Raw genomic sequence first — 15,874 nt, 5'->3', positions numbered from 1 at the left:
ATTAACGGCATTGAAAATTTTTGGAGCCAAGCCAAGCGGATACTCCGAAAATATAATGGAATCGACCGAAAAAATTTTCCCTTATTCTTGAAGGAATGTGAATTTCGGTTTAACTTTGGAACACCAAAAGAGCAACTTAAAATGTTGCGAAAATGGTGTGGAATTTAGGGCTAATCTACGTCAGCCCCAAAAGTTTTCTTTTATTCTCGGAAATCTGAATTTCAACAAGCGACTCATCAAATTCCTGCCAAATGGCACTCAACTCTTCGTCTTTGTGCTCTTTAACTTTTTCCAACAATTCACGTCGTTTATCCGCTAAGTGTTCTTTCTCTTTTTCCACAAAATCAAGAAATGATTCATAAAATTTAATGGAGTTCTTCGCTTTAGAATGCTGCTTTTTGACTTTATGTAAATACCCAAAAAAGCCAAAAAGCAAGGTAACAAAAATAACTAATGTTATCCAATCTGAGAACCCCGAAGGAGGTAAATTAGGAAAAAATTTAGATATATGACTCCAAAATAAAGATAAATTGTCCATTAGAAAACCTTTTTATAGAGAATTAAACAAAAACACCTCATTCTAATAATAAAAAAGCATAGTTACAATAAAACTATGTCTATTCCCTTGCATTATCCCCCTCACAGTGTCAAACTCTCCCCACTTTTTAAAACGGTAGAAAATAATGATAAAAAAACGAAAATACCAAGATCCCCATTATCAGCAAGAATTAGCGAAATATGGTAATCCTATTCCAAGCCGAGCGCTGATTTTAAATGTCATTCGTGAAAATAATGCCCCGATGAATCGGGAAGAAATTTTGACCGCACTTTCTATTCGTGATGAGGAAAAAATGGAGGCAATGCGCCGTCGTTTACGGGCAATGGAAAATGACGGGCAGCTTGTTTTCACCAAACGTAAACGCTACGCCTTACCGGAGAAATTAGATTTGCTTAAAGGTTTGGTGATTGGTCACCGAGAAGGCTTTGGCTTTTTGCAGGTTGAGGGTAAAAAAGAGGATTTATTTATTCCGAATCATCAGATGCAACGAGTGATGCATGGTGATTTTGTGTTAGCACAGCCTGCCAATTTCGATCATAAGGGGCGTCGAGAAGTTCGCATTGTACGGGTGTTGGAAAGCCGTAAGAAACAGATTGTCGGACGGTTTTTCTTAGAAAACGGCTTTGGTTATGTCGTGCCTGATGATAGCCGTATCGGGCGTGATATTCTTGTGCCAAATGAGCACCGCAATGGGGCAAGAATGGGGCAGGTGGTTGTGGTGGAATTGCAACAACGCTCCGCAGCATTTAGCCAGCCAATAGGCGTTATCACCGAAATTTTGGGGGATAATATGGCTAAAGGGATGGAAGTGGAAATTGCCTTGCGCAATCACGATATTCCTCACCAATTTCCGGCTGCGGTGGAAAAATATGTTAAAAAATTCACTGAGGAGGTGCCGGCAGAGGCAAAAAAAGGTCGGGTGGATTTGCGCACGTTACCGCTTGTTACCATTGACGGTGAAGATGCCCGGGATTTTGATGATGCGGTGTATTGTGAAAAACAGGGAAAAGGCTGGAGACTTTGGGTAGCCATTGCGGATGTGAGCTATTATGTGCGTCTGCGTTCTGCACTGGATAACGAAGCCTATAATCGGGGAAATTCCGTCTATTTTCCAAATCGGGTTGTGCCGATGTTGCCGGAAATTTTGTCCAACGGCTTGTGTTCCCTTAATCCGCAAGTAGATAGGCTGTGTATGGTGTGCGAAATGCAAATTTCGGCAAAAGGGAAGCTGACAAATTATCGTTTTTATGAAGCCGTGATGAATTCCCACGCCCGTTTGACTTACACTAAAGTCGCAAAAATATTAGAAGGCGATGAGGCACTTCGAGAACGTTATCATTCGCTCGTGCCGCATTTGGAAGAACTTCATCATCTTTATCAAACTTTGCTTTCTGCCCGTCATCAACGTGGGGCGATTGATTTTGAAACCATTGAGAGTAAATTTATTTTTAACGCGATGGGGCGAATTGAACGTATTGAGCCGGTGATCCGCAATGATGCCCATAAAATTATTGAAGAATGTATGATTTTAGCCAATATTGCTGCAGCTAATTTTATGGAAAAGCATAAGGAACCGGCACTGTATCGTATTCATGCCTCACCAAGTGAGGAAAAACTCACCTCATTTCGTGCTTTTCTCAGTGAATTTGGGTTAACCTTGGAAGGCGGGATGAAACCGACTACGAAAGATTACGCCGAGCTGTTAGAAAAAGTCAAAGCTCGAGCGGATCATGAATTAATCCAAACTATGCTACTCCGCTCGTTAAGCCAAGCGGTGTACAATGCGGATAATATCGGGCATTTTGGTTTAGCCTTGGCAGAATATGCCCATTTTACATCACCTATTCGCCGCTATCCTGACTTAACACTCCATAGGAGTATCAAATATCTGCTCGCAAAAGAACAAGGCGCAAAACGTAAAACGACCGATACCGGCGGTTATCATTATTCTTTTGAGGAGATGGAGCTGCTTGGTGATCATTGCTCGATGACCGAACGCCGTGCTGATGAGGCCACCCGTGAAGTCGCAGATTGGCTGAAATCTGAATATATGCAAGATCATGTTGGCAGTGAATTTAACGGGGTGATTTCTTCTGTGACCGGTTTTGGGCTGTTTGTACGTTTAGATGAATTGTTTATCGATGGTTTAGTGCATATTTCAACGCTTGAAAATGATTACTATCAATTTGATGCAACAAAACAGCGTCTAATTGGTGAAAATAGCGGTATGCAGTATCGTTTGGGTGATAAAGTGCGTATTCGTGTGGAAGCGGTTCACCTACAACAAAAAATGATCGATTTTTCCCTTGTGGGAAGTGAGCGTAAGCCTCGTAGACTAGGCAAAACGGCAAAAGAGAGAGCGAAGAAAATTTTTAAGGAACGGCCGTCAAAAAACACGAAAAAGCGTAAAAGTGCGGTCAAAAATAAAGAACTTTTTGAAAAAAAGAGAAAACGTCAATAATATCGCCTTAAAATCAAAAAATAGAGAAAAGTTATGTCAGAACAAATTTATGGTATTCACGCCGTTAATAGCATTTTAGCGCATACACCGGAGCGTTTAATTGAAGTGTTCGTATTAAAAGGGCGTGAAGATAAACGTTTACAGCCTTTAATCAATGAACTCCACGCAATAGGGATTGGGGTGCAATTTGTCAATCGTCAAACTTTAGATAAAAAAGCAAATGGTGAAGTGCATCAAGGGGTGATTGCCCGTATTCAAGCGGCAAAAGAACTCAACGAAAATGATCTTGATGTAATACTTGCCAGAAAACAAAATCCACTGTTATTGGTGCTTGATGGCGTAACCGATCCTCATAATCTCGGCGCTTGTTTGCGTACGGCTGATGCGGCAGGTGTGAGTGCAGTCATTGTGCCAAAAGATAAATCCGCACAGCTCACCTCGGTAGCTCGCAAAGTCGCCTGTGGTGCGGCAGAAACCGTACCGCTTATTCGTGTGACCAATCTTTCCCGTACTCTGCGTGATTTACAGCAAAATCACGATATTTGGGTGGTGGGCACAGCCGGTGAAGCCACAGAAACCCTTTATCAAAGCAAACTAACCGGTGCGTTAGCGCTTGTGATGGGGGCAGAGGGGGAGGGAATGCGTCGTTTAACCCGTGAGCATTGCGATCAATTAGTGAGTATCCCTATGGCAGGCTCGGTTTCTTCGTTAAATGTTTCCGTGGCAACGGGCGTTTGTTTATTTGAGATAGTGCGTCAGCGTTTGAATGCGTAAAAGGGAATAAAAAAGAGGTGGCGGATAATTTATGCGCCACCTTTTTTCTTTCAACCCAATTTTATTCCGCCAAGGTTTCAAACCAACTTTCTAAAATTAAGCAAGCAGAAATTCCGTCCACTTTACCTTTCTTTAAGGCACGAAAACCACCACGTTCAAAAATCTCACTGCGAGCTTGCGTTGTGGTGAGGCGTTCATCCTGTAATATCACTTTCACACCGAAACGACCATTTAAACGGTTGGCAAATTTTTTTGCCTTTAACGTGAGTTCCTGCTCCGTGCCGTCCATATTGAGCGGCAGTCCGACCACCACCACATCAGGTTTCCATTCTTTTAAGCATTTTTCGATATTTTCCCAATTCGGAATTCCATCTTGTGCTTTAAAAGCCGGCAGGGCCTGTGCCGTGCCGGTAATACTTTGTCCCACGGCACAGCCGATACTTTTTGTACCGAAATCAAAGGCAAGGGCGGTAATGTTCATTAACTATGCCCTACTTGTGCCGTGGCGAAATTGTGCCTATTAATCCCCAATAATTGGCTTGCCGCAAGATAACGCTCTTCATAAGGTGTATCAAATAAAATTCTGTCGTTTGACGGCACAACAAGCCACGCATTGTCTGCAATTTCTTGTTCCAATTGTCCTGCCGACCAGCCGGCACACCCCAATGCAACCAAATATTTTTCCGGTGCTTGTAAAGAACCGAAGGTATCCACTACATCGGCGGAAGTCGTCAGGCTGAGATCATCGGTGATTCTATAACTGTGCTGAAAATCGGCAAAAGTACTCTTATGCACAATAAAGCCACGTTCCGTATGCATCGGACCGCCTGCCACTACCATCGCATCATCAAAAGTGCGGTCATTTTTCATCATAAAATTCAGTTTGCTATAAAGCTCCGCAATGCTGAGATCGGTGGGTTGGTTTATCACCACGCCCATTGAGCCTTGTTCATTATGTTCACAAACAAAGACCACCGTGCGGTGAAAATAATCTGATAAATGGGGCATTGCAATGAGCAATTGACCTTGTAAATCCATCATTCGCCTAAATCTCCAAAACAAATTTGTAATGCACTGATTGCCGCCAAAGATGCGGTTTCCGTACGCAATACACGCTTTCCTAATAAAATTTCAGTAAAACCTTGCTGCCGGGTTTGAGCGATTTCTTGTGGAGATAGTCCGCCTTCCGAACCGATCAACAAACGCACCCCCTCAGCGGGAATACTTGGCAAGGTTCTAATGGAATATTGGGCGCGAGGGTGTAAATTCAACTTTAACGCGCCATCATTTTCTGCACACCAATCCTGTAATTTCATCAACGGACGAATTTCCGGTATGACATTTCGACCACATTGTTCACAGGCTGCAATCGCAATTTTTTGCCATTGTTGAATTTTTTTATCCAAACGCTCACCGTCCAGTTTCACTCCGCATCGTTCCGACCAAAGAGGGGTAATCACATTTACGCCCAATTCAACGGATTTTTGGATGGTAAATTCCATTCGCTCGCCACGGGAAATCACCTGTCCCAAATGAATTTTAAGGTTGGATTCTTTATCGGCAAATTCACGCCCTAAAATCGCTACCGTTACAGCTTTTTTACCGGCTTCAATAATACGGGCGGGATAAATATGGTTGCTGCCATCAAAGAGCTCAATTTGTTCGCCTTCTGTCATTCGCAGCACACGCCCTACGTGGTTAGCCGCTTCGTCGGAAAGTCGGCATTGGGTTTGATTTTCAAGGGATTCGGGGTGATAAATTCGAGGTATACGCATAATGTGATGAAAATTATAGGAAAAAAAGTGCGGTTGATTTTGACCGCACTTTCTTGGGTTAATCAGAAAAATTGTGCGGTAAACGCTCTAAAATCGCACTCCAGTACGTAGCGGAACGCAAATTATGTTTGCGGATACAATCGACCACCGCCTCCGCATTACCGGTTTGACAGATTTGTTGTAATTCCACATAAAACTGTTTGGTCAGTTCACGGTGTTTTTCACAACTAAAAAAAAGTAAACCGATTTTTTGATACACGCCTTTTAAACTATTGAAAATTAAGCGGTAAAAGGGTTTATTTGCCAAAACGGTAAACTGACGAAAAATGTGATAATCGAATTCGGTATAATCTTCAGCCGTATTTTTGAGTTTATTTAATCCTTCAAATAACATTGCGGATTGCTGAGGCGATTTTTTCACCGCTTCATAAATATAAAACTCCGACATTTTGCTACGTAATGACAGCATATTATCAATAATCAATGGGGCGGAGCTTTGATCAAGCGTGATTAAGGTTTCAATAATACTCGGACTGGCGGTATCCCAAATATTATTCACTTTCGTTGGTTTGCCGTGTTGAATAGTGAGCCAGCCGTCACGAGCCAAACGTTGCAAAACTTCACGCAACGTCGTACGGGTAATGCCGATTTTTTCCGAAAGATCGCGTTCTGAAGGCAGATTCGTACCGGCAGGAAACACATCCTCCCAAATGCTTTTTACGATATATTCTTCAGCAAGTGCCGCCGGACTTTGAGCTTTTAAAAGTGTGTTGTCTGTATTCATAATAATTAAACGTTAGAAAAGTCTAACAAAATCAAAAAAAGATGATTTATCAAGCAAATCTTTATCTTTGGGTATTATCCTTTAAAGCGGTCTATATTACAATGTGCGTACTTGAAAGAACAGGAGTAATTTATGACTTACACACAGGCCTTAATGAAAAATTTTCTTGGCGCAAGTCCGGATTGGTATAAGCTCGCCATTATCATTTTTCTCATTGCCAACCCGATTATTTTCTTTTTTATCAGCCCCTTTCTTGCCGGTTGGATCTTGGTTGCTGAGTTTATTTTTACGCTTGCGATGGCATTAAAATGCTATCCGTTACAACCGGGCGGATTATTGGCGATTGAAGCTGTCATTATTGGTATGACAAATCCGGCTCACGTAAAAGCCGAAATAATGGCAAATTTTGAAGTCGTTTTATTGCTGATGTTTATGGTTGCCGGCATTTATTTTATGAAGCAGCTCTTGCTGTTTGTTTTCACCCGATTGCTGATCGCCATTGAATCGAAAATTACCCTTTCTTTAGCATTTTGTGTCAGTGCCGCATTTTTATCCGCATTTTTGGATGCGCTAACGGTAGTTGCCGTGATTATTAGTGTTGCTATGGGCTTTTACGGTGTCTATCATAAAGTCGCCTCAGGCAATAAATTAAATGATCTCGTTGACATTACCAATGATGATAAATTAGGTGATAACCGGACGACATTAGAACAGTTTCGTGCCTTTTTGAGAAGTTTAATGATGCACGCCGGTGTCGGCACCGCACTTGGCGGCGTGATGACAATGGTAGGCGAACCGCAAAATTTAATTATTGCAGAGCAGGCAAATTGGAACTTTATTGAATTTTTCTTCCGAATGGCTCCTGTCACCCTGCCTGTCTTAGCCTGTGGTTTGCTCACCTGCTACTTAGTAGAAAAATTTAAGTTATTTGGCTATGGCGCAAAACTTCCCCGCAAAGTGTGGGCAGTGTTGGCACGCTTAGATCGTAACAATACGCAAAAAATGTCAAAACAGGAGAAAATGAAATTGGTCTTCCAAGCCCTCATTGCCCTCTGGTTAGTCATTGGTTTGGCATTCCATTTAGCCGCAGTGGGGTTAATCGGTTTAAGTGTGATCGTCCTTGCCACAGCGTTTACCGGCATTACAAATGAACACGTCATCGGCAAGGCTTTCCAAGAATCCTTACCCTTCACCGCATTGTTGGTCGTATTTTTTACCGTGGTTGCCGTGATTATCGATCAAAAACTGTTTTCGCCGATCATTCACTATGTGTTATCCGCAGGCGAAAGCACGCAACTCGTTTTATTCTATGCTTTTAACGGTTTGCTCTCTGCTATTTCCGATAACGTTTTCGTCGCAACGGTTTATATTAACGAGGTGAAAGCCGCACTCACTAATGGGGTGATTAGCCCACACCAATTTGAACTCCTCGCTGTGGCAATCAATACCGGCACAAACTTGCCATCTGTCGCCACACCAAACGGGCAAGCGGCATTCTTGTTCTTACTCACCTCCTCCCTTGCACCGTTAATCCGTCTTTCTTATGGCAGAATGGTTTACATGGCATTACCTTACACCCTTGTGTTATCCTTAGTGGGCTTATTTGCCATTGAATATATTTTACCGGCAGCCACCATCTGGTTGGCAAATTTAGGATTAATTCAGCCAATTTAAGGAGAAAGAATGCTCGCACTTTGTAAAGGATTTTCAGAAAAACGTTCATCGTGGCTATTACTCGCATTGTCGAGTTTAGCCTTAGAATTGACCGCACTTTATTTCCAATACGGAATGGGATTACAACCCTGTGTGCTTTGCGTGTATGAACGTTTAGCTATGAGCGGTTTATTTTTTGCGGGCATTATTGGTCTTATTGCACCCCGCTCGCTGATCCTTCGCTTAATCGCTCTGGCATTAGGTTTATTTAGTGGCATTAAAGGTCTGATGATTTCTATCCGTCACCTTGATCTCCAAATGAACCCCGCCCCTTGGAAACAATGTGAATTTATCCCTAATTTCCCAGAAACCCTACCATTCCACCAATGGCTTCCAAGCCTCTTTAACCCCACCGGCTCCTGTGACAACAGCCAATGGTCGCTATTTGGTATCACCATGGTGCAATGGTTGGTTTTTATCTTTGCCGTTTATGTGATTGTGCTTGTGGTAATATTAATCGCACAGATAAAGAGAAGTAGAAGACAAAGACGGTTGTTTAATTAGGGCATTTCGCTAGTTATATCGCAGCAACCCAAGCTTTATTTTGAAGTTTAGTTGTAAGGGTATGTTGCGTGCACCCGATTGTAACATATTGAATTAATTGATTTTATACAGGATACACGCAGTGTGTCTCTACATTTCATTGAAATGACTGTTTTTGTTAAATTAAACGTGATCTGAATTTAACTTTCGGTTCATCGCTTAATTTAACCACGAGAAAGCCATCACAATAACGCATTTTACAGACTTTATTTTTATAGGTAACATTTATGCACAGCACAGCACAGCACAGCACAGCACAGCACAGCACAATTATGTCATTAGTTTAACCACTGCGCAAAAACGCCGAAAACACATTGAAAATGAATTTGGCAAGCAAAATATTTCCTTCTCATTTTTCGATGCCGTAACACCTTCAAATATTGAGAAAATTGCCAAAAAACTCAATATTACCCTTGACCGTTCGCCTGAAGCTCTTTTAAGTGATACTGAAATCGGCTGTGCCTTAAGCCATATTTTCCTTTGGCATTTTATGCTGGAAAACCAATTAGACTATATCAATATTTTTGAAGACGACATTCACTTAGGAGAAAATGCAAAGGAATTGTTAGAAATTGATTACCTTCCCGATGATACGGATGTTTTAAAATTGGAGGCAAATGGCATACTCTTTGGAAAAGACGGGGCAAAGAAAATAAAATGCGACCGTGAAATTATTCCCCTAAGCTTTAAACAATCAGGCACGGCAGGTTATACCCTTACACCAAAAGGTGCAAGATATTTGCTCGGTAAAGTTCAAAACAAGCCTCTAACACTTGCCGCAGACAATCTCATTTTTGAAGAATTTGTGAACCAAAAAGATTATAAAGTGATGCAACTTATACCTGCTATATGCGTGCAGGATTTTATTATCAATCCTAATCCTTTTAAAAGTAGTCTGGCGGCAGGAAGAGCTGAAGTGAGTCATAACCAAATCAAGGCATCGCCTTTGGAGAAAATCAAAAAAGAGTGGGTAAGACTAAAAAGACGGTGGTTTGGAAAACCGATTCCTTTTAAATAACAACATTATGTAGTCAAAGTGCGGTCAAATTCGACCGCACTTTGATTTCTATCTTTTCGACTTCTTAATAAACTTCATCAAACGCTTACGTTTGCGTAATTGATTTGGTGTCAGTTTATTTTTACGTCCTGCAAAAGGGTTTGCCCCTTCTTGGAACAGCAGTCGAATGGGTGAGCCGATAATTTTCAAACTCTTACGATAGTAGTTTGATAAATAACGCTTATAAGAATCCGGTAATTTATCCATTTGATTACCATGCACCACAATAATCGGTGGATTATAGCCACCCGGATGGGCATATTTTAATTTAATACGGCGCCCTCCTACCATAGGCGGTTGATGTTCATCTGTTGCCATTTGCAAAATTCGGGTCAGCATAGAAGTGGTCATTTTTTGCGTAGCACAGGCATAGGCTTCCTTAATGGAATCAAAGAGATTTCCCACCCCACTGCCGTGTAAAGCAGAAATGAAATGCACACGGGCAAAATCAATAAAATCTAAACGTCGGTCAAGCTCGGATTTCACCCGGTCTTTGACCTCTTGATCCAATCCATCCCATTTATTCACCACAATAACAAGGGATCGTCCTGCGTTTAAAATAAAACCGAGCAACGATAAATCTTGGTCTGAAATATTTTCACGGGCATCAATAGTCAACAAGACCACATTGGCATCTTGAATGGCTTGCAAGGTTTTAATCACCGAAAATTTTTCCACTGCAAGATGTACTTTGCCCCGTTTACGCACCCCGGCCGTGTCAATTAGTGTATATTGCTGGCCATCACGTTCCATGGGAATATAAATGCTATCACGCGTAGTGCCCGGCATATCATAAACCACCACCCGATCTTCACCTAAAATACGGTTGGTTAAGGTCGATTTGCCCACATTCGGGCGCCCCACAATGGCGATTTTGATGTTTTTGTCTTGCTCGTCTTCGTTTTCTTCTTCCAAGGCTTCATCAAGTAATGAAGTATCTTCTTCCGAATCAAAATCAAATTCTTGTTCCCACTCATCTTGTTGTTCATCGAAAGTGCGGTCAATTTTTTCTGCGTTTTCCAGTTGTTCGGCAAAAGGAGCTAACACCTGTTCCATTAATTGGGTAACCCCTCGCCCTTGAGAAGCGGCAATTTGTGCCATCTCCCCCAAACCAAGTTGGTAAAATTCGGCACAGTAGGAATCGGCATCAATACCATCGGTTTTATTTGCCACCAACACCGTAATTTTATTTTGCCGTTGGCGTAAATAGTTAGCGATACCGATATCGGCGGCGGTTAAACCAGCACGGGCATCCACAAGGAAAAGCACGATATCGGCTTCTTCAATGGCAAGCAGTGACTGCTCGGCCATTTTTTCTTCTACCCCTTCTTCTGTGCCATCAATCCCACCGGTGTCGATCACAATAAATTCATAACCCGAAATATGGGCATGGCCGTATTTACGATCACGGGTTAAACCGGGAAAATCTGCCACAAGCGCATCACGGGTACGGGTTAGGCGATTAAACAGGGTGGATTTCCCCACATTCGGACGCCCCACAAGGGCTACAACAGGTGTTGCCATAAAAAATCTCTAATCTTGTCAAAATGGGAGGCATTATAGCGGAAGTTGGCGCATTGGTAAAAAGCGATTTGCAAACCGATTGGTTGAGGATTAAATATAGCGGGTATTTTTCTGTTCACCGTTTAAGCGTTTTAACCCCGTACGCATGGTGTATAACTATAATAAAAAGGGACACTAATATGCGTCCCTTTTTATTAGGTTATGATTTATTCATTAACAATCTTGTTTACCGTAAGCTTCTTGACGAAGAATATGACGTACACCTTCATCAAATTCAGCAAGCACTTGTTCGGCGTTTTTCGGGTCGGTACCACGAGCATCAAGATAGAATTTAATTTTTGGTTCTGTACCGGACGGACGGGCAATTAAACGTGAGCCGTTTTCCAATACAAAGACGAGGATATCACTTTGACGATCGGTTTTGGTGTGGTCGATAAATTGTGCCACATTAACCCCGCCGATAACACTTGGCGGTGTATTGCGAAGTGCGGTCATTAATTTACCGATTTCAGCCAGATCGCTCACCCGGATAGAAATTTGTCCGCTGACATAAGCCCCAAATTCTTTGGTAAATTCATCGGCATAATCAGCAAGCGTTTTACCTTGTTTTTTCAAGTTACGGACAAGATCTAAGAACATAATGGCCGCTGAAATCCCGTCTTTATCACGGACTTTATCCGGATCCACCAAGTAACCGAGCGCTTCTTCAAAGCCAAAGAGGAGGCCTTGCACTTTACCGATATATTTGAAACCGGTTAAGGTTTCTTCTGATTGGAAACCGTATTTTTTCGCAATTTCGGCAAGGGCAGGGGAAGACACTAAAGAACATGCCAATATCCCTTGTTTACCTTGGGCGTGATACTGTTTGGCTAAATACCAACCTAAGAAACAGCCGACCACATTTCCGTGCAAGGCTTTCCAATTTCCTTGTGCATCCGGAACCGCTACGGCTAAACGGTCGGCATCCGGGTCGTTGGCAATAATAAATTCAGCATTGTTTTCTTTCGCCACTTTAATGGCTAAATCCAATGCCCCTTTCTCTTCCGGGTTTGGGAAATTCACGGTTGGGAAGGTGCCGTCCGGCCAAACCTGTTCAGCTACAATATGGGGCTGTGGTAAACCTGCTTTGGCAAGGGTTTTGCTTAATACTTCATAGCCTACACCGTGCATTGCAGTATAAACATAGTTGATGTCGCATTCTGGCTCTTTGGCGAGAGAAGCGGTTTTGGCAATGTAAGCATCGATGACTTCATCATTTAGCACAACATAGTCATCGCTTCGCACTAAATCTTGAATACTGCCTGCGGCGACCTTGTCGATGAGGGCGGCAATTTCTTTGTCCGCAGGGGAAACGATTTGCCCGCCGCCATTGGCTTTGCCTAAATAGACCTTATAGCCGTTATCTTCTGGTGGGTTGTGGCTTGCGGTGACCATTACACCGGCTGTGGTGTCAAAATATTGAATGGCATAGGCTAATACCGGAGTAGGGAGTTTGCGTGGTAATAAATAAGCTTTTATGCCTGCGCCTGCCATAATTTCTGCGGTATCACGGGCAAACACATCAGAGTTTTTACGACCATCATAACCGATCACAATAGAGGGCTTTTTATCATAGCCTTTTAAGAAATCGGCTAAACCGCCGGCGGCTTGTGCCACTAAGACACGGTTCATGCCCATTGAGCCGGCTTGTAACGGCCCCCGTAAACCCGCCGTACCAAATTGCAAACGACCATCAAAGCGAGCTTGTAATTCCGCTTCCGCTTTTGCATCACCTGCTTTGGCTGAGTCTAAAAGTGCGGTCAATTCTGCACGGGTTTCTGCATCAGGATCTTGGTTTAACCAATTTTGTGCAATATCAAAAACATTTGCCATAATTTCACCTTCTAAAGTTTAACGAAATACGCCGATAGACTAGCTGAAAATCATTGAAGCTAAAAGGTTTATTTAATGAAAATTTGATCTGTGTAACATTTTTATTGAGATAATCGTTTGTTTCAAAGGAAATTGACTGCAAGAGAAAATGGTAGGCGAATTTTCGTTTTCCGAATATGAAAAACTTCCGCTATAATGACCGCACTTTTCGTTAATTAAAAAGGAATCTTCATGCAAAATCCAAAAGATGATGTACTTTATGCGCCCGTTGAATGGGTTGACCATAGCGAGGGTTATACCGATATTCGCTATCATAAATCTACCGATGGGATTGCCAAAATCACCATAAACCGCCCGGAAGTGCGCAATGCGTTTCGTCCACAAACCGTTAAAGAAATGATCCATGCCTTCTCGAATGCCCGTTTTGATGAAAAAATTGGGGTTATTGTGTTAACCGGTGAAGGTGAAAAAGCGTTCTGTTCCGGCGGCGATCAAAAAATTCGTGGGGATTACGGCGGCTACAAAGATGAAAGTGGCGTGCATCATCTCAATGTGCTGGATTTCCAACGGGATATTCGCACCTGCCCGAAACCGGTGGTGGCGATGGTGGCAGGCTATGCCATTGGCGGCGGCCATGTATTGCATATGTTATGCGATTTAACCATTGCGGCAGATAATGCCATTTTCGGTCAAACCGGGCCGAAAGTGGGATCTTTTGATGGCGGCTGGGGGGCAAGCTATATGGCCCGTTTAGTCGGTCAGAAAAAAGCCCGTGAGATTTGGTTTTTATGTCGTCAATATAATGCGCAAGAAGCCTTGGATATGGGCTTGGTGAACACCGTAGTGCCTTATGCGGATCTTGAAAAAGAAACCGTACATTGGTGTCGTGAAATGCTGCGTAATAGCCCGATTGCCTTGCGTTGTTTGAAAGCCGCATTAAATGCAGACTGTGACGGTCAGTCCGGTCTTCAAGAATTGGCAGGCAATGCGACCATGCTGTTTTATATGACAGAAGAAGGTCAAGAAGGGCGCAATGCGTTCAATGAAAAGCGCGCGCCGGATTTTAGTAAATTTAGACGCAATCCCTAATTATTCAACCAAAAGTGCGGTCAAAATGAACCGCACTTTTTGTAAACAAAATTTATGACAATTCGACACTATCATCTTTATCGTTATACCATTCCTGTTGATAGCCAGTTGGTTTTGCGGGATCGGTTTTTAAAACACCGTGAAGGTTTGCTTGTGCAGATTCAATGCCAAAATAATGAAGGCTGGGGAGAAATTGCCCCTTTGCCGGGGTTTAGTGAAGAATCTTTAGAAATGGCGGAAGAACAAACCATACAATGGCTTGCCGATTGGGATAAGGCCCGAGCACAGGGGGAAAAATTGTCCCTTGACGGGCTTTATCCTTCCGTGGCATTTGGGCTGAGTTGTGCTTTAGCAGAGTTAAAGGGCAAACTCAATGCAGAGGGAAATTATCATGCAGCGCCCTTGTGTTATGGCGATCCTGATGAACTTTACGCCGAATTAGCCCACCTACCTGGTGAAAAAGTGGCAAAAATCAAAGTGGGGCTGTATGAAGCCAACCGAGACGGATTGATTGCAGATATGTTTTTAGAGGCTATCCCTGAATTGCAATTACGCCTTGATGCTAATCGCCGTTGGAGTCTTGAAAAAGCCTTATTGTTTGCGGCAAAAATTAAACCGACACATCGTAGCCGTATTCAATTTTTGGAAGAGCCTTGCCAAACCCCGGAATTAAGCCGTGAATTTGCCGCTCAAACCGGGATTGCTATTGCGTGGGATGAATCCTTACGAGACGTCGATTTTCAACTTAAAAAAGAGCCGCACTTGGCGGCAGTTGTGATTAAACCCACATTAATCGGCTCTCTGGAACGCTGTGTTGAATTAATCAAACAAGCACATACTTTAGGCTTAAAAGCGGTGATAAGTTCCAGCATTGAAAGTAGCCTTGGTTTAACCCAACTGGCTCGAATTGCTCAACAATATACCCCCAATGTCACCCCGGGCTTAGATACACTGGATTTAATGAATTACCAACTATTGCGTCCGTGGCAAGGGTCAACCTTACCGCTTATTGATTTGGACTCACCATGGATTAAAAAAATTATCTGATACGACCAGCGATGATGGAAAAATCAGTATAATGCACCACCTTAAAAGGAAGAGAATATGTCGCCAAAATCCCGAATTTTGCTGCTAAATGGCCCGAACTTAAATATGTTAGGGGCGCGCGAGCCGAAACACTATGGACGTTTATCACTGGCTGATATTGAAACGAAGCTAAAAGAATTAGCCGTACAGCACAATATTGAATTGGAATGTTTTCAGGCTAATAGTGAAGAAAAATTGATCGATAAAATTCATCAAAGTTTTCAACAAACCGATTTTATTTTAATCAACCCGGCAGCTTACACCCATACAAGTGTGGCATTGCGTGATGCCTTATTGGCGGTTTCAATCCCTTTTGTGGAAATTCATTTATCGAATGTGCACAAACGTGAGCCTTTTCGTCATCATTCTTATTTTAGTGATGTGGCGGAAGGCGTGATTTGCGGATTAGGCGCAAAAGGCTATGAATTTGCCTTTTTCTTTGCCTTAGATTTTTTAGCAAAAAATAAGAAAAAATAGCTATTTTTAGCGAAATTTATAGAATTTTATCGCAATTTAGTTCAATTTAGGGTAATCTTTGCCCGGTTAAAAATCCATTTATCACTGACGGCATTTTTTGTGTATTGGCAACATGATACCCTGTGTGGTAATAAAAATGCGGTTAAAAAAATTTATTATT

General features: G+C 42.4%; 15 protein-coding genes and 1 pseudogene. 9 read left to right on the top strand and 7 right to left on the bottom strand.

Features of this window, described 5'->3' with window-relative positions; translation table 11 throughout:
• A pseudogene (locus tag BKK52_RS08070) lies at positions 1–168 on the top strand (IS1595 family transposase); the annotation flags it as partial.
• Positions 169–175: 7 nt separating this feature from the next.
• Here BKK52_RS08070 and BKK52_RS08065 read toward each other — a convergent pair.
• Positions 176–538: a hypothetical protein gene (locus tag BKK52_RS08065; protein WP_077478472.1), complete on the bottom strand. Its 363-nt coding sequence runs from the start codon at positions 536–538 to the stop codon at positions 176–178.
• Positions 539–683: 145 nt separating this feature from the next.
• On the opposite strand from BKK52_RS08065, the gene rnr reads away from it, so the two are divergent.
• The gene (gene rnr / locus BKK52_RS08060) at positions 684–3,020 is read left to right on the top strand and encodes a ribonuclease R (RefSeq protein WP_077419595.1); all 2,337 of its coding nucleotides are present in this window, start codon (positions 684–686) and stop codon (positions 3,018–3,020) included.
• A gap of 33 nt (positions 3,021–3,053) precedes the next feature.
• The gene (rlmB, locus tag BKK52_RS08055; protein WP_077419596.1) at positions 3,054–3,794 is read left to right on the top strand and encodes a 23S rRNA (guanosine(2251)-2'-O)-methyltransferase RlmB; all 741 of its coding nucleotides are present in this window, start codon (positions 3,054–3,056) and stop codon (positions 3,792–3,794) included.
• A gap of 61 nt (positions 3,795–3,855) precedes the next feature.
• Here the strand turns inward: rlmB and ruvX are convergent, their stop codons facing one another.
• Genes ruvX through fadR form a run of 4 tightly spaced genes read right to left on the bottom strand, consistent with a single transcriptional unit; the run spans position 3,856 to position 6,353 of the window.
• Positions 3,856–4,275 (bottom strand): Holliday junction resolvase RuvX, encoded by a 420-nt coding sequence (ruvX, locus tag BKK52_RS08050; protein WP_077419597.1) that lies wholly within the window; start codon positions 4,273–4,275, stop codon positions 3,856–3,858.
• Positions 4,275–4,835, bottom strand: coding sequence for a YqgE/AlgH family protein (locus BKK52_RS08045; RefSeq protein WP_077419598.1), 561 nt, complete (start codon positions 4,833–4,835; stop codon positions 4,275–4,277). The genes ruvX and BKK52_RS08045 overlap by 1 nt, the downstream gene beginning before the upstream one ends.
• Positions 4,832–5,569 carry a 16S rRNA (uracil(1498)-N(3))-methyltransferase gene (rsmE, locus tag BKK52_RS08040; RefSeq protein ID WP_077478471.1) on the bottom strand — a complete coding sequence of 246 codons (738 nt, stop codon included), beginning with the start codon at positions 5,567–5,569 and terminating at the stop codon, positions 4,832–4,834. The genes BKK52_RS08045 and rsmE overlap by 4 nt, the downstream gene beginning before the upstream one ends.
• 58 nt (positions 5,570–5,627) lie before the next feature.
• Positions 5,628–6,353 carry a fatty acid metabolism transcriptional regulator FadR gene (gene fadR, locus BKK52_RS08035; protein ID WP_077478470.1) on the bottom strand — a complete coding sequence of 242 codons (726 nt, stop codon included), beginning with the start codon at positions 6,351–6,353 and terminating at the stop codon, positions 5,628–5,630.
• A gap of 132 nt (positions 6,354–6,485) precedes the next feature.
• On the opposite strand from fadR, the gene nhaB reads away from it, so the two are divergent.
• The 3 genes from nhaB (at position 6,486) to BKK52_RS08020 (ending at position 9,627) form a co-directional block, all read left to right on the top strand.
• Complete coding sequence (nhaB, locus tag BKK52_RS08030) at positions 6,486–8,027, top strand: Na(+)/H(+) antiporter NhaB (protein WP_077419601.1); 1,542 nt, start codon at positions 6,486–6,488, stop codon at positions 8,025–8,027.
• A gap of 9 nt (positions 8,028–8,036) precedes the next feature.
• The gene (dsbB, locus tag BKK52_RS08025) at positions 8,037–8,570 is read left to right on the top strand and encodes a disulfide bond formation protein DsbB (RefSeq protein WP_077419602.1); all 534 of its coding nucleotides are present in this window, start codon (positions 8,037–8,039) and stop codon (positions 8,568–8,570) included.
• A 247-nt stretch (positions 8,571–8,817) separates the two neighbouring features.
• Positions 8,818–9,627 carry a glycosyltransferase family 25 protein gene (locus BKK52_RS08020; RefSeq protein WP_244160230.1) on the top strand — a complete coding sequence of 270 codons (810 nt, stop codon included), beginning with the start codon at positions 8,818–8,820 and terminating at the stop codon, positions 9,625–9,627.
• Positions 9,628–9,675: 48 nt separating this feature from the next.
• Here the strand turns inward: BKK52_RS08020 and der are convergent, their stop codons facing one another.
• A complete protein-coding gene (gene der / locus BKK52_RS08015) occupies positions 9,676–11,190 on the bottom strand; it encodes a ribosome biogenesis GTPase Der (RefSeq protein ID WP_077478468.1) in 1,515 nt (504 codons plus the stop codon).
• 213 nt (positions 11,191–11,403) lie between these two features.
• Positions 11,404–13,062: a phospho-sugar mutase gene (locus tag BKK52_RS08010; RefSeq protein ID WP_077419605.1), complete on the bottom strand. Its 1,659-nt coding sequence runs from the start codon at positions 13,060–13,062 to the stop codon at positions 11,404–11,406.
• A 231-nt stretch (positions 13,063–13,293) separates the two neighbouring features.
• Here BKK52_RS08010 and menB point away from each other — a divergent pair, with 231 nt between their 5' ends.
• The 3 genes from menB to aroQ are packed head-to-tail and all read left to right on the top strand — an operon-like array spanning position 13,294 to position 15,714.
• Complete coding sequence (menB, locus tag BKK52_RS08005; protein ID WP_077419606.1) at positions 13,294–14,151, top strand: 1,4-dihydroxy-2-naphthoyl-CoA synthase; 858 nt, start codon at positions 13,294–13,296, stop codon at positions 14,149–14,151.
• A gap of 54 nt (positions 14,152–14,205) precedes the next feature.
• Complete coding sequence (gene menC, locus BKK52_RS08000) at positions 14,206–15,198, top strand: o-succinylbenzoate synthase (protein ID WP_077421540.1); 993 nt, start codon at positions 14,206–14,208, stop codon at positions 15,196–15,198.
• A 57-nt stretch (positions 15,199–15,255) separates the two neighbouring features.
• The gene (aroQ, locus tag BKK52_RS07995) at positions 15,256–15,714 is read left to right on the top strand and encodes a type II 3-dehydroquinate dehydratase (RefSeq protein WP_077421541.1); all 459 of its coding nucleotides are present in this window, start codon (positions 15,256–15,258) and stop codon (positions 15,712–15,714) included.
• Positions 15,715–15,874 lie beyond the last annotated feature (160 nt).

This window comes from Rodentibacter trehalosifermentans (assembly GCF_002000545.1).
GTDB lineage: Bacteria > Pseudomonadota > Gammaproteobacteria > Enterobacterales > Pasteurellaceae > Rodentibacter > Rodentibacter trehalosifermentans.
This window is presented reverse-complemented; position numbering and strand designations above follow the sequence as displayed.